We start from the raw sequence: 21978 nt of genomic DNA, 5'->3' as shown, positions 1-21978 counted from the left end.
TACGTAAATTCGAGGATGCTAATCAAATTGGCTATTGCAGAAATTAAAATAGCACTCTATTATTATCCAGACGCCCCCCCACCAATTATAATTTGAGACCAGGACAATGAGCGAAGCGTTAAAGATTCTTAACAACATCCGTACTCTACGTGCACAAGCACGCGAATGCACTCTTGAAACTTTAGAAGAAATGCTGGAGAAACTTGAAGTGGTCGTTAACGAACGCCGCGAAGAAGATTCTCAAGTACAAGCTGAAAATGAAGAACGCGAACGTAAATTGAGCCAATACCGTGAAATGCTTATTGCTGACGGTATTGATCCAAATGAACTGCTGCAAACTATGAGTGCAACTAAAGCTACTACTAAAGCAAAGCGTGCTGCACGCCCAGCTAAATATAAGTATGTAGACGAAAATGGCGAAACGAAAACCTGGACAGGCCAAGGCCGTACTCCAGCAGTGATTAAGAAAGCCATTGAAGAAGAAGGCAAATCATTGGATGATTTCCTGCTGTAATAGTATTCGTTAATTTACTATTGCGATAAAAATACCCTCCTATAATACGGGGGGTATTTTTTTATCCGTCTCAAGCGTCTCACCAATCATAGTTGAAGCCCCTACTGCAGTTTCGATGAATTAACGTACAACCGGCAAGTCACAGTTGAGCTAAACATATCCACGTTGATAAATAACCTTCTGTTATTACTCTGTTTGTAACACCATAAGAATACTCTGTTAATTTATTGCATCACAATAATTCATATAGCTAAAGTAACTGAGCCTTTTCATAATTTTACAATATGAAGAAGTATTTAACTCAAACTGCTATCGGGGTTCATCCATATGAGGGTTGAGTACAAAAAGGAAACACATTTGATTTTGTACCCAACACATAATCATCTTTTAACGCCTATTTCACGCGATTAATCGACGCGCCGCGACCGATCCCATAATAAGTAAACCCTCGGCTATTTAAGCGATCCGGATCGTACAAATTGCGCCCATCAAAAATAACCGGTTGTTTTAATCGAGACTTGATCACGTCAAAATCAGGCGCTCTAAAATTCTGCCACTCCGTGCAAATAATCAAAGCATCAGCCCCCTGCAGTGCCGACTCTTTTGTACCCATTAATTTTAGGTCATCTCTTGCACCATAAATGCGCTGAGCTTCATCCATTGCTTCAGGGTCATAAGCTTGAATAATCGCCCCAGCCTGCCATAGTGCCTCCATTAAAACCCGACTTGGAGCCTCACGCATATCATCTGTATTGGGTTTGAATGCCAACCCCCAAAGAGCAAATGTTTTACCCGCAAGCTGTGAATCAAAATGATGCTGAATAAAATCTGTTAATTTATACTTTTGTTCGTTATTGATTTGCTCCACAGCCCGCAATAACTGAGGCTGATAATCGCAACTTTCTGCTGTTCGAATTAATGCCTGGATATCTTTTGGGAAGCAAGAACCACCATAGCCACAACCCGAATATATGAAATGATAACCAATGCGTGAATCAGACCCAATGCCTTGCCGCACTTTTTCGACATCGGCACCAAGTCGCTCCGCTATATTAGCAATCTCATTCATGAAACTGATTTTTGTCGCCAGCATACCATTTGCTGCATATTTGGTCAGTTCTGCGCTGCGTACATCCATAATTAGCAGGCGGTCATGATTACGATTAAATGGCTCGTATAACTCGCTAATTAAATCAATTACACCATTATCATTAGTATCAATACCAATAACGATACGTTCAGGCCGTTTGCAGTCCGCAACGGCAGCCCCTTCTTTTAGAAATTCAGGATTTGAAACCACATTGAAGGCTATTTCCAGGCCACGCTGCTGCAGAACAGCTTTTACCTTTTGTTGCACCTTATCCGCAGTACCCACAGGGACTGTAGATTTATCAATGATGACTTTAGGGCTATCCATATATTTAGCAATGGTGCTAGCAACTTCCAGTACATATTTAAGGTCAGCGGCCCCATCCTCATCAGGGGGCGTACCCACGGCAATAAATTGAATGCAGCCATGTGCAACACCAGCTTCTGCATCTGTTGAAAATCGAAGTCTACCCTCCTCATAATTTTCTTTTACCAAAGGTGCCAGACCGGGTTCAAAAATAGAGATACGGCCTTTTTGGAGGTCAGCAACCTTTTTTGCATCGACATCGATGCAGAGAACATCATGGCCAACTTCAGCAAGTACTGCGGCCTGGACGAGTCCTACATAGCCAATACCAAAAACCGTTACTTTCATTCGTTCAATCCTTCAGTTTCAACAAAATAAGGAACCTACAGCCAACCATTATCAGGAACTAACCTTAAGTTAGCCTGAGGCGGCACGACCTTATTGCAGCGAATAATAAAATCTGATTAAAAATTCTCAGACATAAGTAAGGAGAAAAGTATATCAATCGATATTTCGCGCATCTCGCACATACTCATTGATTGATACAAATTAGGCCTATTTCGAAAATCCGTTATAGAACCATTTATATTCGCTGGAAAAATGAGGTAAATAAAAGAAAGGAATGCATTAATTATATGAACTAGTTGTTGTGCTACTTATACAAGAGATGAACTACTCATCGGCTGAAAGCATCAATCTTAAACGACTCCCGCCTCCCCACACTTGACATTGCCACGCGTCACAACGCTGACTAATTTGATTTAAGTGCGCAGTTTTTAACGTACCTAATGGCACCCCATTACTGAGTTGAACCTGGTTTTTCCCCGCGCTAACGTTGGCATGTAAACCCGCCGAGACCAAAATTAAATTCTGATACTCCACATGGTAATAGCCGACAAGCAAGGGAAATTGCCCATCCAGATGGGTACGTCTTAAGAGTTGATTAACCTGTTTGAGTAAAGATGACATTTGCGGCAAACGCTGTTGTTGATGTGCCAAATGCTCTTGTAAGATCCCGTTAAATAGTACTCGCAGTAGTAGTGCCGCCAGAACACCGTTATCTCCCGCACGGGTGACATCCAGACAATAAAAAGCCAAATCTTTATCTGATAATGCGGCGATATCGAGTACAAGTCCCGGTTGTTCAACCATGGTTAATTGCCGATAATTTATTCGACAATGCGCAATAGTCTGCTGTGCCGGTGGTTGTAATTGTTTTAATAACTGAGCAGCATCATGAGGATTTTTGCGTAGTGCTTCCCAATCTTGAATAAGTTCTGTTTCTTCAATGGCATGTGAGGTAAATAGCGCAGGATAAAGACAGGCTAACACCGCCTCACGTAAGCGATTCAGATCAACTATCGGCTTCAATAAGACGTCTTTTACACCGAGGCGTAAGACTTTTGCGATATCAGTCATTTTATCGGTGGCTGATATCACAAGAACCGGGATTTTCACCCCTTGAATTAGTAAGCGCTCAACAAACTCGATCCCCCCCATTTGGGGCATAGCGAGATCACAAAGTATCAAGTCCGGAGACTCGATTTTAAGCTGTTCTAACGCCTCCAGTCCGTTTGCCGCTTGATAAACCGTAGCGCCAAGTGAGCCAAGGAATTCTGCGATGACAGTACGAAAGACCGTTTCATCCTCGACAACTAAAATATTTTTACCTACTAGTGGTTTTTCCATGCACTGCTTCTCTTGCTAACCTTATACGTAATAGTGGCTCAAAATGATTGATTGTGCTTGTCAGAAACTGTCATGCGCTACCAGACTTTACTGACGCTGGTTTGTCGTTTCGTTGCTACCTTATTAAATGACGCAGTTGCTCAAATTTCTTCTCAGTAGCCAATTTTCCGGCAGTAATAGCTTCATCTGCACGATGGAAATCCAGCATGGATATCTGTGGGCAATAAGGCTGGATCAACACATCAGGAGGATCTCCTGCCATGCGATTACGCTTCAGCCTATTCTCCAGTACCTGTATTGATGTAGACATTATTTCCATGGCGCTGGGAACTCTCTTTGTTGCACTGAGCGAAATATTGGCTATTCGCTCCTTCAGGCGTCGATGCCAATTTTCAGACATATCAGACGGTTTGTTTTCAGGGGAGGTTTGCGAAGAAAACAGATCTTGTTGAACAAGATGTGCATCATGTTGCAAATCAACGGCAATAACCACATCAGCTCCCATTGCCCTGGCCAGAGAAACAGGAACGGGATTAACGACAGCACCATCGACCAACCAATAACCACCGAACCAAACAGGAGAAAATAATCCAGGCATACTACATGACGCCCTGATAGCCTGCTTAATATCCCCTTCTGTAAACCATAACTCGCGGCCTGTCGTTAAATTTGTGACCACCGAACCAAAAGGCAACTGACACTCGGCTATCTCCTGCACTGCTATTATGTTATTTACCGCATTAAAAACCCGCTCTCCGCGCAACAATCCGCCACGGCGCCAGGACAAATCCATTAAGCGGATCACATCCCAGTATTTAAATGAACGAACCCAGCGTTCCATCTCATTCAAGTGATCGCTGGCATAAGCTGCGCCAACTAGCGAGCCAACCGAACAACCAGCGACAACATCAACTTTTACGCCCATCTCTTTCAGCACGTTTATAACGCCGATATGTGCCCACCCTTTTGCAGCGCCAGCTCCTAGTGCCAGTCCAACCTTGATTTCTCTCATTTTATTTCATCCATTTTAATCGGTTTGGCACTTTATTTATCAACTGAACAAGCCCGGTAAAGGGGATCTCATCAACACAATCGCTTAGCGCTTAAATTAGTGGGCAACAGTTTAGCTGTCACTCAGAAGGAAAACGTATATTCCTCAATCTGAGTGATAGCCTGACTTAGAAAACTATAGTGAATAATTATCGTTCTGGTAAATTGCTACAAATAGTTTACATTTCATGACTAAAATATAGCGTAAAGAGCGAAGGATATACGGTGAATGTTGAAATATGCCAAACCGATCTGTTTAATACTGAGCTTATTGCACTCATTTCTCAATTAGATGCGTACCAAAAGGCACTCTACCCGGCTGAAAGCAATCATGCTGAACCGATTGAGAGTATGCGTCTGATAAAAACATTTGCTTATATTGCTAAATTGGAAGGTAAGGTAGTTGGCTGCGCGACTCTTTTTTTGCCGGATAATTCCCCCCCCTGAAATTAAGCGAGTATTTGTTATCCCTGAGTGTCGAGGCCTTGGCATCGCCTACTTGCTATTGACAGCTATTATCAATAAATCCAAGATGTTGAGCTTAGAAAGCATCTATCTGGAAACGGGCATCTATCAGCCAGATGTAGTGAGTTTATATCAGCGATTAGGTTTTGAACTTACATCCAAATTTGGTGGCTATCAATATGATCCACTTAGCATATATATGGTGAAGTTTTTGGCGATGAGTCACTAGGTGATAGGATTACGAAATAGTATTCAGTCAAGATTAACTGATTTTGCGGTGGTCATGATTGTGTTAATTAGCGATACAAAATAGCGATTATAATGGCGACAATTCAGGATAGATGCCTGAGATTAATCTTAATAAGAAGCTATGTGTAGCTATAATAATATGAAATTCGATGAATAGAGAGTCTCATATTTATCGAATTTCACTGTTAGTCCTTGATGGCTATAGCGTCTTTGACTCTATATAGAAACCACCCCAGAACATTATGATGCGTTACAAAATATTAATAAAACTATTATCCGTTGATAGTACCAAATGAAACACTCATTTTTTCAAACATTGCGATAACTTTATTGATCAATTTCATGGGTTGCTCCTGTAAATATCATTATTTTTATGTGACACACATCACAGTTGTTAAGTTACGCCATAGTGAAACGCCGGTCAACTATTTTTGTGAGATGAATCACAAAACTTCATATCATCAAATACCTTCACTAAATGATCAACTTTGAACCTCAACTCGTGATTAGGTAAGATGGCCTGATATCTACTCAGCTTTTGCCGCCCCTATCTGTTGCTGATCGATATTCAGCAGATATCGTGGCATGATTATTTGTTTCGGAGAAATTTTGTCAGAACAGTGTCCGTGCGGTAGTACCATTGAATATCAAAAATGCTGTGAACCTTATATCCTGGGTACTCAGATTGTGGCTAAGCCAGCAATATTGATGCGCTCCCGTTATAGTGCCTATGTCAAAAAGGATGTTGATTACCTGATTAAAACCTGGCATCCAGATTGCGGCGCACAAGATTGGCGGGCGGGGATAATTCAAAGCTTTGCCCAAACTTCATGGTGCGGGTTAACCGTCATCGCCGAAATGGCGGGTAACCATGATGATGAAGCTTTTGTTGAGTTTATTGCCCATTTTACTGATGAATATAAGGCACAGGTAAGCGCGATGCATGAACGTTCTCGCTTCCTTCGAATAAAAGAACACTGGTACTATATCGACGGAGTACGACCTTCCGTGGGTAGAAATGATCTATGCCCTTGCGGTTCAGGGAAAAAATATAAGAAGTGCTGCGGACTTTCGCAATAAAATTGCTTTATAAGCTTCGCAACATTAAAAACTAAACTTACACAACATCAAGTATTGCTAAGACAGGATTTACCACCTTATGCCACACCAGAATGTACAGAAGAAAGTGTTACGCACAATTTGCCCTGACGCCAAAGGCTTAATCGCAAAAATCACCAATATTTGTTATAAACATCAGTTGAATATTGTACAGAATAACGAATTCGTTGATCATTTGACGGGGCGTTTCTTCATGCGTACAGAGCTAGAGGGTATTTTTAACGATACTACTCTACTGGCAGATTTGGACGATGCCTTACCTGAAGGCACTAACCGTGAGTTGCACGCGGCCGGACGACGTCGGATTGTCATTATGGTAACAAAAGAAGCACATTGCCTCGGCGACTTATTAATGAAGAGCGCCTATGGTGGCCTGGATGTCGAAATTGCGGCGGTGATCGGCAACCATGATGCGCTACAGGTTCTGGTAGAGCGCTTTGATATTCCTTTCCACCTGATAAGTCATGAAGGTTTGACTCGAGATCAACATGATCAACGCTTAATTGAGCAAATTGAGCAATACCAACCAGACTATGTGGTATTAGCTAAATATATGCGTGTTCTGACGCCAGCCTTTGTTCAACGCTTCCCTTACCAGATTATTAATATTCACCACTCATTCTTGCCCGCATTTATCGGCGCTCGCCCATACCATCAAGCATATGAGCGCGGTGTGAAAATCATTGGTGCCACTGCCCACTATGTCAACGATAGCTTGGATGAAGGCCCAATCATCATGCAGGATGTCATTCATGTTGACCATTCATATACAGCTGAAGATATGATGCGTGCTGGACGCGATGTTGAAAAAAATGTTCTTAGCCGCGCCCTGTATCGTGTTTTAGCGCAACGTGTTTTTGTTTACGGTAACCGCACCGTTATTCTGTAAGCACACAAGAAACCGATCTTTTTTGCCCATATAATCATCGGCGCGGACAAAAAAGCATCGAACAAATTATTTTTTTCATTTCAAGTCTTTACAGGGGCGCTTCATTTGATATGATGCGCCCCGCTTACCAAGAGAGCTTTGTTAAGTTGTTAGGCCAGTGGTGGGGTTCCCGAGCGGCCAAAGGGAGCAGACTGTAAATCTGCCGTCATCGACTTCGAAGGTTCGAATCCTTCCCCCACCACCATCTTTCCTGATATCTCGACTCCCAGAAAAAAAACAGATCAAAAATAGCCTCACCGGGGAAGGTAAGAATCTTCGATAAGGTTCGCGCCGAGCGCAGCTATACAGCGCCCGCCATTATTTCTCATATAAATCCTTAGGTTTCGGATAGACAATCAAGTAAAAAAGTGTACTACTAGGAAAGATAAGAACCTTTAAAAAGGTTGTGCCGAAGACAACGAGACAGCTATTGAGAAAAGACATATCTAGACTAGGGTATGGATATAATCAATTAGCCTATTTAATACACTTGAATGTGAACGTGACTTATAGAAATATAATTTACTCTGATGATTAAAACTCGATAAACTTATAAAATCCAGTTTCGAATTGCCATCAAAATCATCCATAACTGAATCTGTAATGCATATATACCTACCGGAGTAGATAAAATCCAGGCAACAGAGCAAATTATCCACTTGTCTAACACCTACCTTACCATGCTGTTTTTTAACGTTTTCTTCAAGATTCTTAACGAAATTGCTTCTGTATAATACTGGATTACATAGCCAAATATTATGATGAAGGACACTTAAAACATCCTGGCTTTCATTAATGACATCTTTGCGGCCATAAATACCAAAAGCACTATTTGGTACTTCATTTAGCAACATAAACTTATCGCTAGGAATAATTTCTGATGACAGGATAAGTGAGTTTCCATCATAATCTCCAATGTCATCAATATTTTCATAATAGAATTTAATTACATTGGCTTGAATGTTATTTTTTTCAGCCACTTTACACAATTTTGTTAGGCTCTCATTTTTACCCCAATCGTAGTAAATATTGATGACATTGGAGACATGTCCGGTCAGGTGTTTTTTAGTAATTTCTTTTTCTTGCTGATACAAATCTTTTAGATCGTTATATAAAACCTCACCATCTCTAGTTAGACTCATACCAAATTTTTCTCGTTTAAATAATTTCTTCCCTATTATATATTCAAAATCTTTTATTGATTTTGCCACAGGTGGTGTGGTTCTGTTCATCACCCTTGCAGCCTTACTCAGTGAGCCATTTTCAACTACTGCCATAAAGGCTTCTAGCTTTCTAGATAGAAACATAATTCACTAGTCCTTTGAGTCAAAATTTACCAAAAAAACAGCAGGCATATTTAGATGCTTGCTATTATCTGTAGACATTATTAAGCATTTGATAGTTTGAGAATATGAATTGCACTTCAAATAATTGACATATAAATCATTATCGCATAGGAACTAATAACTTTAAGCCACATTTAATAATTACTACTGAGGATATCTTGGCGCATTAACACCTTGACATTACCAATAGTTTTAGCAGACGCCACATCGTAGATCCATGATTTCTAATAACTATCTTTTATTCCTCGTGTTACAAAATCAATTAACGCCCATACACTGGAAAATAAAATAATCATAGATAAGGCTTAATCCTTATTGACAATGAAAAATATCAGCTGCAAGTGTAATCAACTAAATTAATTAGTTTTTGACTACCTCCACCAGGAGAATTCATTTAATTTATAAATCGATACTCTTATGATAAATAAATCAATAAACAAGTTGCATGAGTTATTTACTAGAAACAGCATTTATAATAATTCACTAAGTGTTGAATGTTTTTTGACATGACATGCTTATTCGAAAGCAGGCGGAAATAAAAAACAAATCAGTTTTAAATCACCAAATAATAGCCACCCCATAAATTATCTGATGGTTTCAGCCTATTCTTTAAATCTTGGATTTCGTAATAGTGTTTCCATATCTAAAAATGACAATATAACATTATCCACTTTCTTCTATTCTCTGTTCATGGATTACATTTTTATCCTGTATCTGCTAATATTCGAAGCCATTTCTTAGCGAACCAACGGTGCTGACCATGAAGTTTGTCTCTTTTAACATCAATGGGCTACGTGCTAGACCACATCAACTCGCCGCAATAATTGAGCAGCATCAGCCGGATGTTATCGGCCTGCAGGAAACAAAAGTACACGATGATATGTTTCCTCTTGAAGATGTCAGCCAACACGGTTATCACGTTTTTTATCATGGGCAAAAAGGCCATTATGGTGTCGCACTATTAACCAAGGAAAAACCCTTGGCTGTGCGCCGTGGCTTCCCTACAGATGAAGAAGATGCTCAGCGCCGTATTATCATGGCTGATATTGCTACACCACAGGGTCCTTTAACCGTCATTAACGGCTATTTCCCTCAAGGGGAAAGCCGCGATCATCCAATAAAATTTCCAGCAAAAGAGCGTTTCTACGCAGATTTACAGCAATATCTGGAACAACAGCATTCAGCCGACTCTCAGTTGCTGATTATGGGTGATGTCAATATTAGCCCGACGGATCTGGATATTGGTATTGGTGAAGAGAATCGTAAGCGCTGGCTACGTACCGGTAAATGTTCATTCCTACCTGAAGAGCGTGCATGGTTGGAGCAGTTACAAAATTGGGGGTTGGTTGATACATTCCGTGCCGCAAACCCGGAATGTAACGATCAGTTTTCGTGGTTTGATTACCGCTCGCGGGGCTTTGATGAAAATAGAGGTCTGCGTATTGATCTGTTGCTGGCAAGCCATCCATTAGCTGCCCGCTGTATCGCCACAGGAATTGATTACGAGATCCGTGGAATGGAAAAGCCATCAGATCACGCCCCTGTCTGGTCTGAATTTGCACTCTAATATTGTGGTTTGCTTAATGGCAGGGCTATTGGTTTATCCCTGAGTGCCAGGATGTGGGTAAATAAAAATGATCGATGTCGTCGCCGCAATTATTGAACGCAACGGTAAAGTTTTGCTAGCTCAACGAAACTCATCCAGTGATCAAGCGGGCTTGTGGGAGTTTCCCGGTGGAAAAGTTGAGGCGGGTGAAAACCAGCCTCAAGCTTTGATACGAGAGCTTGCCGAAGAGTTAAATATTGCGGCGACAGTCACTGATTATATCGCCACCAATCAGTGGGATTCAGGTAAAAACATCATCCGCTTACACGCCTGGCATATTGAAAACTTCAGTGGCGAACCAATACTGCATTGCCATTCAGCCATTGTTTGGCTGTTGCCGCAAGAGGCTTATCACTACCCTTTGGCGCCCGCTGATATTCCGCTATTAGACGCTTTTATTGCCCAAAAACGCTAAATCACTATTCGGTTAGCCCTATTATCGGGTTAATCTTTTCCATATCAGTGGATTGGTGCCAACTACACTGGCGTCACGCACACATTGCAAAACCTCACCTTCGATGCGCAATACCGCACCTTCCGAGTAATTCTGGTTTTGGTAAACACAGCAACGGGTGCAAGGATTATTGTTCGTATTGCGATTCGATGAGTTATTCCAAACCTCCGGCGGTAATGGAACGACAACATCAACATTGTTTCGATTAGCCATTGCCGCACTGGAGATCAATGAGGCAAAACCAATACAACCCAGCAATACCCATGTTCTCATGACTTATTCTCCTTGGCCTTGGTTGGTGTTTTCTTACGTTTCTTTGTCGCACCAGCAGGTGCGGCTGGCAACCCACGGAACACCTGAGATGATCGGCTTTGATTTTGTTTTGCCTGACTGATTAAATCTTGCAATGTCGCCACCAGCGGTTGCATAAAATCCTGATAACGGCAGTTTTTTTCACTAATTTGTGTCAACGTTGACTCCCAATGCGCCGTCATATCCGGACGCGCGGCAATATCCGGCAGTGAGTGAATCAATGCCCTTCCCGCGGGGCTTGCATGGATATAGCGGCCTTTTTTAAACAGAAAAGTCCGTTTGAAGAGTAGCTCAATAATCCCTGCACGTGTCGCCTCCGTCCCCAAGCCGTCCGTTGCCCTTAGCACTTTTTTCAGCTCTTTATCCTGCACAAAACGGGCGATACCCGTCATGGCAGATAATAGGCTGGCATCGGTAAATGGCCGCGGCGGCTGGGTTTGTCGCTCAACAACCTCACCACGCTCACACAGTAATTCTGCGCCTTTCTCTACCACGGGTAACGGCGCGCCTTCGTTTTCCTCATCGCGCTCTTTATTGCCGAGCAGAGTACGCCAGCCAGCTTCCGCCAAAAAACGGGCTTTAGCGACAAATTTCCCACCCGCAATATCCAGCTCAATGACACATTTTCTAAACTGTGCATCAGGGCAGAACTGCATCAGATATTGTTGTGCCACCAGTCGATAGACTCTGCCCTCGTCGCTGGTCAGATTCACTTTACTCGCCCGCGCGGTCGGGATAATGGCGTGGTGCGCATCAACTTTTTTATCATCCCAGCAACGATTACGGCGATCACGCTCCATCACCTCCAGCGGCAATAGATCTGCCTGATGAATGCTAATGGCATTAAGCACCGAATGACGCCCAGCGAAATGCTCCTCTGGTAGGTATCGGCAATCTGAACGGGGATACGTAATCAATTTGTGCGTTTCATACAGTCGCTGACAAATATCCAGCACTTGTTGCGCGCTCAAGCCAAAGCGCTTGGCGGCTTCAATCTGCAAGGTCGAGAGTGAAAATGGCAACGGGGCGGTTTCTGATTCCCGTTTATCATTATAGGCGGTGACTAATGCGGGCTGGCCGGTGATGCGATTCACAACGTGCTCTGCCAGTGGGCGATGCAACAACCGCCCCTCTTCATCCTGATAAGATTCGCAGGAGTCACTCGGCTGCCACTGTGCAATAAAACGCTCATCAGCGGGGGTGACGATATGGGCTTTGACTTCAAAAAAGTCTTTGGGGATGAAATCTTCAATCTCTTCATCACGACGTACCACCAGCCCCAATACCGGTGTTTGCACGCGGCCGACGGACAAAACACCGTCATAGCCTGCATTGCGCCCGAGAATAGTATAAGCTCGAGTCATATTAATGCCGTAGAGCCAGTCAGCTCTAGCCCGTGCCAAGGCGGAGACACACAGGGGAATAAATTCCCGGTTATAACGTAGGCGCTCCACCGCACGTTCAACCGCTTGCGGATTTAAATCGTTAATCAGGCAACGGCGCACATTTTGCCGTTTCTCGGCAACCAAATCGAGGTAATCCAGAACTTCATCGACTAAAAGCTGCCCTTCGCGATCAGGGTCACCCGCGTGAACTACTTCATCAGCCTGCTGTAACAACTGTTTGATAACATTCAACTGTTTACTGACTGACGGGCGTGGTTGTAGCCGCCATTTTTCAGGAATAATCGGTAAATCAGCCAGTGACCAACGGGCATAGCGGCTATCGTAAGCATCCGGTTGGGCCTGTTCCAGCAAGTGCCCCACACACCAGGTCACCATTTGATCATTACCACAGGCAATGAATCCATCACCCCGACGATGCGGCTTTGGCAAGATATCGGCAATCGCCCGCGCCAGGCTCGGTTTTTCGGCAATAAAAAGTCGCATCATTCACCGCGTAAATATGTCAAAGAAAAGGTCACGGTGTAATCTCAATCAGTGCCCGGCTACCATCCAGCGAGCTTAACTCGCCAATGGGGCTGAGTATCAAACCATGTTGCGCAGCAATGGCCTGCACATCGGCTTCAGCTTCAGGCAACACAGCTAACAGCAAGCCGCCAGAGGTTTGCGGATCACATAATAATTTTTTCTGTAAATCAGACATTTTGCCAATCAGATGACCATAGCTGTCGAAGTTACGTTCCGTCCCCCCCGGCACACATCCCTCGGTAATATACTCTTCAACGGCGGGCAGGCGTGGAATGGCGGAGAAATGCAGCGTGGCCTGCACCCCGGAACCTTGGCAAATTTCACTCAAATGTCCCAGCAGACCGAATCCGGTCACATCCGTCATTGCCGTCACCCCAGGAATATGGGCGAAATCAGCGCCAGATTTATTCAACTGACACATGGTTGCAGTCGCCATCCCTTGATGCTCAGGTCGTAATTTGCTTCTCTTTTCTGCCGTGGTCAGAATGCCGATACCTAGCGGCTTGGTCAGAAACAGCTTACAACCCGCCTTGGCTGCACTATTTTTCTTCACCTGCTCAGTGCTGACAATACCAGTGACCGCTAAACCGAAAATTGGCTCAGGTGCATCAATGGAGTGACCGCCCGCCAGAGAAATACCCGCCTGCTGGCAAACAGATCGCCCACCTTCGATCACCTGTTGAGCTATTTCTGGGGCCAATTTATCAATCGGCCAGCCCAGGATCGCAATGGCCATAATAGGTTTGCCGCCCATCGCATAGATATCACTGATGGCATTGGTGGCGGCTATTCGGCCAAAATCAAAGGGATCGTCAACGATCGGCATGAAAAAATCGGTGGTGCTGATAATACCGACGCCGCTGCCAATATCATAAACCGCCGCATCGTCACGTGTTTCATTTCCCACCAGCAGACGGGGATCGAGAAATTTCTGTTGATCAGAATGCAAAATTTTATCCAACACTTTAGGTGAAATTTTGCAACCGCAACCCGCTCCGTGGCTGTATTGAGTAAGACGTATCGCTGGCGATGTCATAACACTCTCCCGTCTGGTGGTCAGTAATAAGCAGTTTAATCAATCAGTAAACTATTTAGTCCGGAATGCTGCTATAGGGCAAGTATCCAGGGTGCCTATGGTAGCGCCTATGGCGTGGCTTGGTAAGTAGAGAGCCGCTGTTGGGCAGATAGGTTGGTCACAAAGCAGGCGAAAACGCAGCTTGTGGTCGATAAAAACCACAAGCTGCAAAAGAAAACCTGAGAAAAACGTATACCAATTAGAAATGGCGAACAAAAGTGCTGTGATCAGGTGGCGTCACTTTCGTCGCAGATTTTAATAGTGGTGTGCCGAGATAGAGGAAGCCAACAATTTCATCTTGTTCACGGCAAGCAAAACCCTGACGGACTACCGGATGGTGGGTCCAGGAGCCGGTACGCCAAATGCCATTGTAGCCTTGCGCTAAAGCCGCCATCTGCATCGCTTGTACCGCACAACCGGCAGAAACCACCTGCTCCCAGTTGGGTACTTTCGGATTTTCCGTTACATGTGCAATCACCGTGATAATTAAAGGTGCGCGGAAAGGTGCCTGCTTCGCCTTTGCCAATACCGTCTCATCGGCACCATCGTGTTCAACTGCTTTTTGTAACAATTGACTAAAACGTTCCAAACCATCATTTTCGATTAAAACAAAGCGCCACGGCTGTAATGTTCCGTGATCTGGCGCACGCATAGCCGCATGGATAATATGGTCCAATGCCTCTCCTGCCGGGGCTGGGGTGGTTAAGCGGGACGCCGAGCGGCGGTTAAGTAGTAGTTCCAACGCATCCATCATTTTCTCCTGATAACGATTTTCATTTTCATCACGGTAGCATAAGTTGTCGTTTTGTTACCAGTGTTGACCTATAAGCTAGGTTTCTCTGAGATTTAAAGCTGACTTTTGTACGTCAGGTCATTAGGATAGCCGTACTTGCACCGTTTTGTTGGAGATAACATGCACACTTTGTGGCGAATTTTTTCTGGCTTTTTCAAGTGGACCTGGCGTCTATTGAATTTTGTCAGAGAATTTATTCTTAATCTTTTTCTTATACTGTTAATTTTAATCGGTGTCGGCGTTTACCTACAGTTCCAAACTAAGCCGGTAGAGCCGGTAAAAGGTGCATTATTAGTTAATTTAAGTGGCGTGGTGGTTGATCAACCGGCGGTGAATAATAAGTTGCGCCAATGGGGCCGCGAGTTATTAGGGGCATCCAGTAATCGATTACAAGAAAACTCGCTGTTTGATGTGGTAGAAACCATTCGTCTCGCCAAAAACGATAATAATATTAATGGCATAGTACTGTCACTGAGCGACTTTACTGGCGCTGATCAGCCCTCGTTGCAATATATCGGTAAAGCACTTCGAGAATTCCGTGACAGTGGCAAACCTATTTACGCCATTGGCGACAGCTATAATCAGAATCAATACTATTTAGCCAGCTTCGCCAATAAAATCTATCTGTCACCACAAGGTGTCGTCGACCTACATGGTTTTGCCAGCAATAATCTCTATTACAAATCGTTGCTAGAAAAACTCAAAGTCACCACCAATATCTTCCGCGTGGGTACTTTTAAATCTGCGGTTGAGCCGATGATCCGCGATGATATGTCACCAGCAGCCCGTGAAGCTGACAGCCGCTGGATTGGTGGGCTATGGCAAAATTATCTCACCGCTGTTGCCGCTAATCGGCAATTAACACCTGAGCAACTCTTCCCCGGTGCCGCAGGTGTTATCAGTGGATTGCAAGCCGCCGGTGGTTCAACGGCTAAGTATGCGCTGGACAACAAACTGGTTGATCAATTGGCTTCACGTCCTGACGTAGAAAGTGAGCTAATCAAAACCTTCGGTTGGAATAAAAAGAGTAATGATTTCAATTATATCAGTATTTATGACTATCAACCGACACCCGCTCCACAACAAGGCGAGCAGATAGCGGTTATCTTTGCTAACGGTGCCATCATGGATGGCCCACAGACGCCAGGAAACGTCGGTGGTGATGCATTGGCGGCACAAATCCGTCAGGCGCGTCTTGATCCGAAAATCAAAGCCGTTATCTTGCGTGTCAACAGCCCTGGAGGCAGCGTAAGCGCCTCTGAGCTGATTCGCTCTGAGTTGTCAGCCTTACGTGCGGCTAATAAGCCATTGGTGGTGTCAATGGGTGGCATGGCCGCTTCCGGTGGCTACTGGATCTCAACGCCAGCTAACTATATCGTCGCCAGCCCAAGCACCCTCACGGGTTCAATCGGTATTTTCGGGGTGATTAATACCTTCCAGAACTCACTCGAAAGTATTGGTGTCCATACCGACGGTGTGGCGACTTCACCCCTGGCTGATATTTCCATTACCAAAAACTTGCCACCTGAGTTCTCTCAGATGATGCAAATTAATATCGAAAATGGCTATAAAACCTTTATTGATCTGGTCGCAACCTCGCGTCACAAAACTGTAGAGCAAGTGGATCAAATCGCTCAAGGCCATGTGTGGATTGGTTTTGATGCTAAAAATAATGGCCTGGTGGATCAATTAGGTGACTTTGATGATGCGGTGAAGAAAGTGGCCGAACTGGCGAAACTGAAAACGTGGCAGTTGAATTGGTTTGTTGATGAACCTAGCCTAAGTGACTTAATTTTCGGCCAAATGAGTGCGTCAGTTCAGGCGATGTTGCCTGCCGCTATTCAGGCATGGTTACCCGCACCGATATCAGCCATGGCACAAGCTGTAAAAGAGCAGCCGAGCTTGCTTAATACGCTGAATGACCCACAGAGCCGTTATGCCTTATGCCTCAGTTGCGGTGATGTCCGCTAGTCAAAGCATAAAATAACTTAGCCCGACATCTGTCGGGCTTTTTTTCCTCGCCAGTCGCCCTATAATCCCTCCATCTCATTTAGTCTCTTTTCAGGTCCCATTGCTCATGCAGAAGAAATCTATTTATGTTGCCTATACGGGCGGTACTATTGGTATGCAACGCTCGGAAAACGGATACATTCCGGTGTCCGGTCATCTGCAACGCCAACTTGCCCTAATGCCTGAGTTCCATCGGCCTGAAATGCCCGATTTTACTATCCATGAATATGCGCCACTGATTGATTCCTCAGATATGACGCCGGAAGACTGGCAGCATATCGCCAATGATATTCAACAGAATTACGATTTATACGATGGTTTTGTTATTTTACATGGCACCGACACCATGGCTTTTACCGCCTCGGCGCTCTCCTTTATGCTAGAAAATTTGTCCAAGCCAGTGATTGTCACCGGCTCCCAGATCCCCCTGGCGGAGCTGCGCTCTGATGGGCAAACCAACTTGCTCAATGCCCTCTATCTGGCGGCCAACCACCCGGTGAATGAGGTCAGTTTATTCTTTAATAACAAACTGTTTCGCGGCAATCGCACCACGAAAGCCCATGCTGATGGCTTTGATGCTTTCGCCTCGCCGAATCTCTCCGTTCTGCTCGAGGCAGGTATCCACATTCGGCGAATCGCATCAGTTGAATCACCACTCAATAGCGGCCCATTAATCGTCCATAACATTACACCGCAACCCATTGGCGTGGTCACTATCTACCCCGGCATTTCCGGGGCTGTGGTGCGTAACTTCCTGTTGCAGCCAGTGAAAGCACTGATTTTGCGATCCTATGGCGTGGGAAATGCGCCGCAAAAAGCGGAGTTACTCGACGAGTTAAAAAACGCCAGCGAACGCGGCATTGTGGTGATCAATTTGACGCAATGCATCTCTGGTAGCGTCAATATGGAAGGTTATGCGACCGGCAATGCGTTGGCTCATGCCGGGGTGATCAGTGGCTTTGACATGACGGTTGAAGCGGCACTGACCAAGCTGCACTATTTGTTGAGCCAATCTCTATCCCCTGAAGACATTCGCCGGTTAATGCAACAAAACCTGCGTGGGGAATTAACCGACACTCAGTGATCCTACGGGGTATCAATGAACACAGCCTTACTTTTAATTGATCTGCAAAATGATTTCTGCCTCGGCGGGGCGCTGGCGGTGACCGATGGCGATCGCGTGATTGCCATTGCGAATCAGGCCATTAATGCTTGCCTCCAGCAACAGATAGCCGTTATCGCCAGCCAGGATTGGCACCCTGCGGACCACCGTAGCTTTGCCATCAATTCGAATGCGGTGCCGGGTACTATCGGGGAGCTGAATGGGCTGCCACAAGTCTGGTGGCCAGTACATTGTGTGCAGCATACGCCGGGAGCTGATTGGCATCCGCAATTGCAGCAAGAGGCCATCACCGCCACCTTCCGCAAGGGGCAAGATCCTGACGTCGATAGCTATAGCGCTTTCTTTGACAATGGTCGGCGGAGTAAAACAGCGCTGGATGATTGGTTGCAGCAGCAAGGTATAGATCGCTTGTATATTATGGGGCTAGCAACAGATTACTGCGTAAAATACAGCGTGCTAGATGCATTATCTTTAGGTTATCAAACCACGGTCATCAGTGACGGTTGCCGCGGCGTAAATTTACAACCGCAGGATAGCCAGCAAGCGTTTGATGTGATGAGCAAGGCGGGGGCTGACTTACAAACGCTGGCACAATTTGTGGCTGAAATTAATCCCACTCGTGGATAACCGCTTGGTGGTATAAGCATCAACGGAGCCAGATAGGCTCCATTGATTCGCACAGATATTACATTTGCCAATCAGCTTGCAGGCAGTGCCCTACTCTGGTTTCAGTTTAACCAATGTCGGCTGGCTAAATTGCTGCTTCAGCTCTTGCTTGGTTTTCATCACTATCTGGCCATCGGTGCCAATGCTCATATGCTGTGCATCCTCGTTATGACGTGCTTGCCATAACATGACCATTTGCAGGCTGTTCTCTTTCTGCTTCGGTGTCAGCGCCACACCATCCGGCCATTTACCCAGCTCGACTGCCTGGACTAAACGCTGGTAAATTTCAGGTGTCATCACTGAAATCAGATCTTCAAGCTCCATCAGAGCATCCTTAGCTAAATGAATAATAAGCTGAATCGATTTTTCATACGCCAAATTGTGACATTAACAGCTATTTAGCCCGCTATTTGCTCGCCATTTTGATCGTCAACAAAATTCAGTGACGCCGAATTTACGCAATAGCGCTCACCGGTAGGCTGTGGCCCATCAGGGAAAACATGCCCTAAATGCGCATCACAATTGCCACAACGAATCTCCACGCGATGCATATTATGTGAGTAATCATCAACATAGCGGATAGAGTCTGCATCAAGCGGCTGATAGAAACTCGGCCAACCGCAACCAGAATCGAACTTTGATTCTGAGATAAAAAGTGGCTGGTGACAACACAGACACTGGTAGACGCCATCACGCTTGTTATGCAGCAATTTGCCGCTAAAAGGCGCTTCCGTCCCCCGTTGCTGGGTGACATGCCGCTGAATATCGGAGAGTTTCTCAATATTTTCTGTAGGGTTCAGCTCTTTAGCCATTTGTGCGATTCTCTGGCAGGGAATAAAGTCAACGAAAACAACGTCTAATAATAACAAAAAATTAACAACAAAGCATTTAAAATTGTCCTAAACTGTATGCCATCGAGGTGTTAACGGTATAAATGTGATAAAAATCTCAAATATTATGGATTCTCACTTTAAACTGAATAATTCGCCCCAATATAAAAATGAGGCTAATCGTATCTGGAAACGCGCGATTAATGTTCAATCTACCTACCCTGGTTTGATTTGTAGCAATAATTGACACGATTCCGCTTGACGCTCGGTAAGGTTTTTGTAATTTTACAACCAACCTTTTATTCACTAACAAATAGCTGGTGGAATATATGACTATCAAAGTAGGTATCAACGGTTTTGGCCGTATCGGTCGCATTGTTTTCCGTGCTGCTCAAGAACGTTCTGACATCGAAATCGTTGCAATCAACGATCTGTTGGACGCTGACTACATGGCGTACATGCTGAAATACGACTCTACCCACGGTCGTTTCGACGGTACTGTAGAAGTAAAAGACGGCCATCTGGTTGTTAACGGTAAAACCATCCGTGTTACCGCAGAGAGAGATCCGGCTAACCTGAAGTGGAACGAAGTTAAGGTTGACGTTGTTGCTGAAGCAACTGGCCTATTCCTGACCGACGAAACTGCACGTAAGCACATCGCTGCTGGCGCGAAGAAAGTTGTTCTGACCGGTCCTTCTAAAGATGACACCCCTATGTTTGTTATGGGCGTTAACCACAAGGCATACGCTGGCCAAGAGATCGTTTCTAACGCATCTTGCACCACAAACTGTCTGGCTCCACTGGCTAAAGTTATCAACGACAAGTTCGGTATCGTTGAAGCGCTGATGACCACGGTTCATGCAACTACCGCAACTCAGAAAACTGTTGATGGCCCGTCTCACAAAGACTGGCGCGGCGGCCGCGGCGCATCCCAGAACATCATCCCTTCTTCTACCGGTGCTGCTAAAGCAGTAGGTAAAGTTATCCCAGAACTGAACGGCAAACTGACTGGTATGGCGTTCCGCGTTCCTACTCCTAACGTTTCTGTTGTTGACCTGACTGCACGTCTGGAAAAACCAGCTTCTTACAAAGAGATCTGTGCTGCAATCAAAGCAGCTTCAGAAGGCGAGCTGAAAGGCGTTCTGGGCTACACCGAAGACGACGTTGTTTCTACCGATTTCAACGGCGAAAAACTGACTTCAGTATTCGATGCTAAAGCAGGTATCGCGCTGAATGACAACTTTGTGAAACTGGTTTCTTGGTACGATAACGAAACTGGCTACTCAAACAAAGTTCTGGATCTGATCTCTCACATCTCCAAATAATTGGATTGATGTCGAGCTCTGCCAAAAGCCACCTTCGGGTGGCTTTTTTATTTTAGTTGCGCAATATCAATAAGTTACTACAACGACGCCCTGCATTTGCTGCAAGATTTAAAGCCTGTGATATTATCGAAAGACTGAAGTTCAATGGATCCCAAGCTCCCTTTCCCATAAGGCCAAACGAATGAACGAGAAAGTATTCACCCTACCTGTTGTTGAACAAATTTCACCTTACATCAGCCAACGCCAGTTGGATGAATTACCCATCGTGGTTGTTTCCCATCCGAAGGTGCGTGCGGCAGTGAGCTTGCAGGGCGCACACTTATTAGCCTATCAACCTAGTGGTGAACAACCGATTATTTGGTTGAGTAATAACACGCCATTTAAGGACGGTGTCGCTATTCGCGGTGGTGTGCCAATATGCTGGCCGTGGTTTGGCCCATCAGCACAACCGTCACACGGTTTTGCACGTCTTCTGCCATGGACCCTCAGTGCCCATGATGAAAATGAAAATGGCGTGATTTTGACCTTCACCCTGGAAGACAGTGATGCTTCACGCAAATTCTGGCCTCATCCATTCACTTTGATTGCCCGCTTTAAGTTGGGTGAAGAGTGCGAAATGGAGTTGGAATCACACGGCGATTATCAGGCGGTTGCGGCGTTACATACTTACTTCCAGATTGGCGACATAAGCCAGATTAAGATCAGTGGCTTAGGTGATACCTATCTCGATAAAGTGCTGAAAATTGCCGATGCGAAACAGCAAGGCGACTTAGTGTTTGATGGTCAAACTGACCGTATCTACACCAAGCCAGATGCCTACAGCCTGATCAAAGATGCCGCGTTGAAACGCACCATTGAAGTACACCATCATCACCAAAGTGATGTGGTTGCCTGGAATCCAGGGGCTGAGTTGTCTAGCAGCATGGTGGATATGCCAAATGATGGCTATAAAACAATGGTTTGCGTGGAAACAGCGCGCGTGAATCAGCCTTTGGTCGCGACTGCTGATGCCCCCGCGCGTCTCGCCATGACCATTCGCAGCCGTAAAAATGGCTAATAGCGCTATCCGCTATTAGAAACAGAAATGGGGCGCTATG

At 44.9% G+C, this 21978-nt stretch carries 22 protein-coding genes and 1 tRNA gene; 13 read left to right on the top strand and 10 right to left on the bottom strand.

The window, feature by feature from the left end; genetic code table 11:
- Positions 1-106: 106 nt before the first annotated feature.
- Entirely contained in the window at positions 107-514 is a 408-nt protein-coding gene (hns, locus tag AACW11_RS04985; RefSeq protein WP_212586205.1) for a histone-like nucleoid-structuring protein H-NS, read from the top strand.
- 394 nt (positions 515-908) lie between these two features.
- Here the strand turns inward: hns and AACW11_RS04980 are convergent, their stop codons facing one another.
- The 3 genes from AACW11_RS04980 to rssA form a co-directional block, all read right to left on the bottom strand.
- Complete coding sequence (locus AACW11_RS04980; protein WP_212586204.1) at positions 909-2258, bottom strand: UDP-glucose dehydrogenase family protein; 1350 nt, start codon at positions 2256-2258, stop codon at positions 909-911.
- Positions 2259-2582: 324 nt separating this feature from the next.
- Positions 2583-3599, bottom strand: a complete 1017-nt coding sequence (gene rssB, locus AACW11_RS04975; protein WP_212586203.1) for a two-component system response regulator RssB — start codon at positions 3597-3599, stop codon at positions 2583-2585.
- Between the two features lie 115 nt (positions 3600-3714).
- Positions 3715-4611, bottom strand: coding sequence for a patatin-like phospholipase RssA (gene rssA, locus AACW11_RS04970; RefSeq protein ID WP_212586202.1), 897 nt, complete (start codon positions 4609-4611; stop codon positions 3715-3717).
- A 263-nt stretch (positions 4612-4874) separates the two neighbouring features.
- On the opposite strand from rssA, the gene AACW11_RS04965 reads away from it, so the two are divergent.
- From AACW11_RS04965 to AACW11_RS04945, 5 genes are all read left to right on the top strand, one after another.
- On the top strand, positions 4875-5096 hold the full coding sequence (locus AACW11_RS04965; RefSeq protein ID WP_339379040.1) for a hypothetical protein: 222 nt from the start codon (positions 4875-4877) through the stop codon (positions 5094-5096).
- The gene (locus tag AACW11_RS04960) at positions 5053-5343 is read left to right on the top strand and encodes a GNAT family N-acetyltransferase (RefSeq protein WP_339379039.1); all 291 of its coding nucleotides are present in this window, start codon (positions 5053-5055) and stop codon (positions 5341-5343) included. Before AACW11_RS04965 ends, AACW11_RS04960 begins: the two co-directional genes overlap by 44 nt.
- Positions 5344-5972: 629 nt before the next feature.
- The gene (locus AACW11_RS04955; protein WP_212586234.1) at positions 5973-6443 is read left to right on the top strand and encodes a YchJ family protein; all 471 of its coding nucleotides are present in this window, start codon (positions 5973-5975) and stop codon (positions 6441-6443) included.
- Positions 6444-6522: 79 nt separating this feature from the next.
- Positions 6523-7371: a formyltetrahydrofolate deformylase gene (purU, locus tag AACW11_RS04950; protein ID WP_054872084.1), complete on the top strand. Its 849-nt coding sequence runs from the start codon at positions 6523-6525 to the stop codon at positions 7369-7371.
- Positions 7372-7530: 159 nt separating this feature from the next.
- Positions 7531-7615: transfer RNA gene (locus AACW11_RS04945), tRNA-Tyr, on the top strand.
- 241 nt (positions 7616-7856) lie between these two features.
- On the opposite strand, the gene AACW11_RS04940 is transcribed toward AACW11_RS04945, so the two are convergent.
- A complete protein-coding gene (locus tag AACW11_RS04940; protein WP_212586201.1) occupies positions 7857-8717 on the bottom strand; it encodes a LysR family transcriptional regulator in 861 nt (286 codons plus the stop codon).
- Between the two features lie 799 nt (positions 8718-9516).
- Between AACW11_RS04940 and xthA the strand changes: the two genes are divergently transcribed.
- Both xthA and AACW11_RS04930 read left to right on the top strand, forming a co-directional pair.
- Positions 9517-10323 (top strand): exodeoxyribonuclease III, encoded by an 807-nt coding sequence (gene xthA / locus AACW11_RS04935; protein ID WP_212586200.1) that lies wholly within the window; start codon positions 9517-9519, stop codon positions 10321-10323.
- 67 nt (positions 10324-10390) lie between these two features.
- Positions 10391-10777, top strand: coding sequence for a pyrimidine (deoxy)nucleoside triphosphate diphosphatase (locus tag AACW11_RS04930; protein WP_212586199.1), 387 nt, complete (start codon positions 10391-10393; stop codon positions 10775-10777).
- 21 nt (positions 10778-10798) lie between these two features.
- Here the strand turns inward: AACW11_RS04930 and AACW11_RS04925 are convergent, their stop codons facing one another.
- The 4 genes from AACW11_RS04925 to AACW11_RS04910 all read right to left on the bottom strand — a co-directional run bounded on the left by AACW11_RS04925 (position 10799) and on the right by AACW11_RS04910 (position 14885).
- On the bottom strand, positions 10799-11089 hold the full coding sequence (locus tag AACW11_RS04925; protein WP_212586198.1) for a DUF1496 domain-containing protein: 291 nt from the start codon (positions 11087-11089) through the stop codon (positions 10799-10801).
- Positions 11086-13017, bottom strand: coding sequence for a DNA topoisomerase III (locus AACW11_RS04920; protein ID WP_212586233.1), 1932 nt, complete (start codon positions 13015-13017; stop codon positions 11086-11088). Before AACW11_RS04920 ends, AACW11_RS04925 begins: the two co-directional genes overlap by 4 nt.
- Before the next feature lie 31 nt (positions 13018-13048).
- Positions 13049-14095, bottom strand: coding sequence for a selenide, water dikinase SelD (gene selD, locus AACW11_RS04915; RefSeq protein ID WP_212586197.1), 1047 nt, complete (start codon positions 14093-14095; stop codon positions 13049-13051).
- A 238-nt stretch (positions 14096-14333) separates the two neighbouring features.
- A complete protein-coding gene (locus AACW11_RS04910) occupies positions 14334-14885 on the bottom strand; it encodes an NAD(P)H nitroreductase (RefSeq protein ID WP_212586232.1) in 552 nt (183 codons plus the stop codon).
- A 162-nt stretch (positions 14886-15047) separates the two neighbouring features.
- Here AACW11_RS04910 and sppA point away from each other — a divergent pair, with 162 nt between their 5' ends.
- From sppA to pncA, 3 genes are all read left to right on the top strand, one after another.
- Positions 15048-16898, top strand: a complete 1851-nt coding sequence (gene sppA / locus AACW11_RS04905) for a signal peptide peptidase SppA (RefSeq protein WP_212586196.1) — start codon at positions 15048-15050, stop codon at positions 16896-16898.
- A 106-nt stretch (positions 16899-17004) separates the two neighbouring features.
- Positions 17005-18021, top strand: a complete 1017-nt coding sequence (ansA, locus tag AACW11_RS04900) for an asparaginase (protein WP_212586195.1) — start codon at positions 17005-17007, stop codon at positions 18019-18021.
- 15 nt (positions 18022-18036) lie between these two features.
- Positions 18037-18687, top strand: a complete 651-nt coding sequence (pncA, locus tag AACW11_RS04895; RefSeq protein ID WP_212586194.1) for a bifunctional nicotinamidase/pyrazinamidase — start codon at positions 18037-18039, stop codon at positions 18685-18687.
- Positions 18688-18777: 90 nt separating this feature from the next.
- Here the strand turns inward: pncA and AACW11_RS04890 are convergent, their stop codons facing one another.
- Together AACW11_RS04890 and msrB are read right to left on the bottom strand one after the other, a co-directional pair.
- Positions 18778-19050: a YeaC family protein gene (locus AACW11_RS04890; RefSeq protein WP_212586193.1), complete on the bottom strand. Its 273-nt coding sequence runs from the start codon at positions 19048-19050 to the stop codon at positions 18778-18780.
- 74 nt (positions 19051-19124) lie between these two features.
- On the bottom strand, positions 19125-19538 hold the full coding sequence (msrB, locus tag AACW11_RS04885; protein WP_005279312.1) for a peptide-methionine (R)-S-oxide reductase MsrB: 414 nt from the start codon (positions 19536-19538) through the stop codon (positions 19125-19127).
- A 347-nt stretch (positions 19539-19885) separates the two neighbouring features.
- Here msrB and gapA point away from each other — a divergent pair, with 347 nt between their 5' ends.
- Both gapA and AACW11_RS04875 read left to right on the top strand, forming a co-directional pair.
- Entirely contained in the window at positions 19886-20881 is a 996-nt protein-coding gene (gene gapA, locus AACW11_RS04880) for a glyceraldehyde-3-phosphate dehydrogenase (RefSeq protein ID WP_032899016.1), read from the top strand.
- A 181-nt stretch (positions 20882-21062) separates the two neighbouring features.
- The gene (locus AACW11_RS04875) at positions 21063-21938 is read left to right on the top strand and encodes a D-hexose-6-phosphate mutarotase (RefSeq protein ID WP_212586192.1); all 876 of its coding nucleotides are present in this window, start codon (positions 21063-21065) and stop codon (positions 21936-21938) included.
- The last annotated feature ends 40 nt before the right edge of the window (positions 21939-21978 follow it).

The organism is Yersinia sp. Marseille-Q3913 (assembly GCF_963892745.1).
In the GTDB taxonomy this organism is placed as follows: Bacteria; Pseudomonadota; Gammaproteobacteria; order Enterobacterales; family Enterobacteriaceae; genus Yersinia; species Yersinia bercovieri.
This window is presented reverse-complemented; position numbering and strand designations above follow the sequence as displayed.

Bases quoted from the DNA above. Each gene is read 5' to 3' on its own strand.
- hns (WP_212586205.1), top strand. From the start codon at position 107: ATGAGCGAAGCGTTAAAGATTCTTAACAACATCCGTACTCTACGTGCA.
- AACW11_RS04980 (WP_212586204.1), bottom strand. From the start codon at position 2,258: ATGAAAGTAACGGTTTTTGGTATTGGCTATGTAGGACTCGTCCAGGCC.
- rssB (WP_212586203.1), bottom strand. From the start codon at position 3,599: ATGGAAAAACCACTAGTAGGTAAAAATATTTTAGTTGTCGAGGATGAA.
- rssA (WP_212586202.1), bottom strand. From the start codon at position 4,611: ATGAGAGAAATCAAGGTTGGACTGGCACTAGGAGCTGGCGCTGCAAAA.
- purU (WP_054872084.1), top strand. From the start codon at position 6,523: ATGCCACACCAGAATGTACAGAAGAAAGTGTTACGCACAATTTGCCCT.
- AACW11_RS04940 (WP_212586201.1), bottom strand. From the start codon at position 8,717: ATGTTTCTATCTAGAAAGCTAGAAGCCTTTATGGCAGTAGTTGAAAAT.
- xthA (WP_212586200.1), top strand. From the start codon at position 9,517: ATGAAGTTTGTCTCTTTTAACATCAATGGGCTACGTGCTAGACCACAT.
- AACW11_RS04930 (WP_212586199.1), top strand. From the start codon at position 10,391: ATGATCGATGTCGTCGCCGCAATTATTGAACGCAACGGTAAAGTTTTG.
- AACW11_RS04925 (WP_212586198.1), bottom strand. From the start codon at position 11,089: ATGAGAACATGGGTATTGCTGGGTTGTATTGGTTTTGCCTCATTGATC.
- AACW11_RS04920 (WP_212586233.1), bottom strand. From the start codon at position 13,017: ATGCGACTTTTTATTGCCGAAAAACCGAGCCTGGCGCGGGCGATTGCC.
- selD (WP_212586197.1), bottom strand. From the start codon at position 14,095: ATGACATCGCCAGCGATACGTCTTACTCAATACAGCCACGGAGCGGGT.
- AACW11_RS04910 (WP_212586232.1), bottom strand. From the start codon at position 14,885: ATGGATGCGTTGGAACTACTACTTAACCGCCGCTCGGCGTCCCGCTTA.
- sppA (WP_212586196.1), top strand. From the start codon at position 15,048: ATGCACACTTTGTGGCGAATTTTTTCTGGCTTTTTCAAGTGGACCTGG.
- ansA (WP_212586195.1), top strand. From the start codon at position 17,005: ATGCAGAAGAAATCTATTTATGTTGCCTATACGGGCGGTACTATTGGT.
- pncA (WP_212586194.1), top strand. From the start codon at position 18,037: ATGAACACAGCCTTACTTTTAATTGATCTGCAAAATGATTTCTGCCTC.
- AACW11_RS04890 (WP_212586193.1), bottom strand. From the start codon at position 19,050: ATGGAGCTTGAAGATCTGATTTCAGTGATGACACCTGAAATTTACCAG.
- msrB (WP_005279312.1), bottom strand. From the start codon at position 19,538: ATGGCTAAAGAGCTGAACCCTACAGAAAATATTGAGAAACTCTCCGAT.
- gapA (WP_032899016.1), top strand. From the start codon at position 19,886: ATGACTATCAAAGTAGGTATCAACGGTTTTGGCCGTATCGGTCGCATT.
- AACW11_RS04875 (WP_212586192.1), top strand. From the start codon at position 21,063: ATGAACGAGAAAGTATTCACCCTACCTGTTGTTGAACAAATTTCACCT.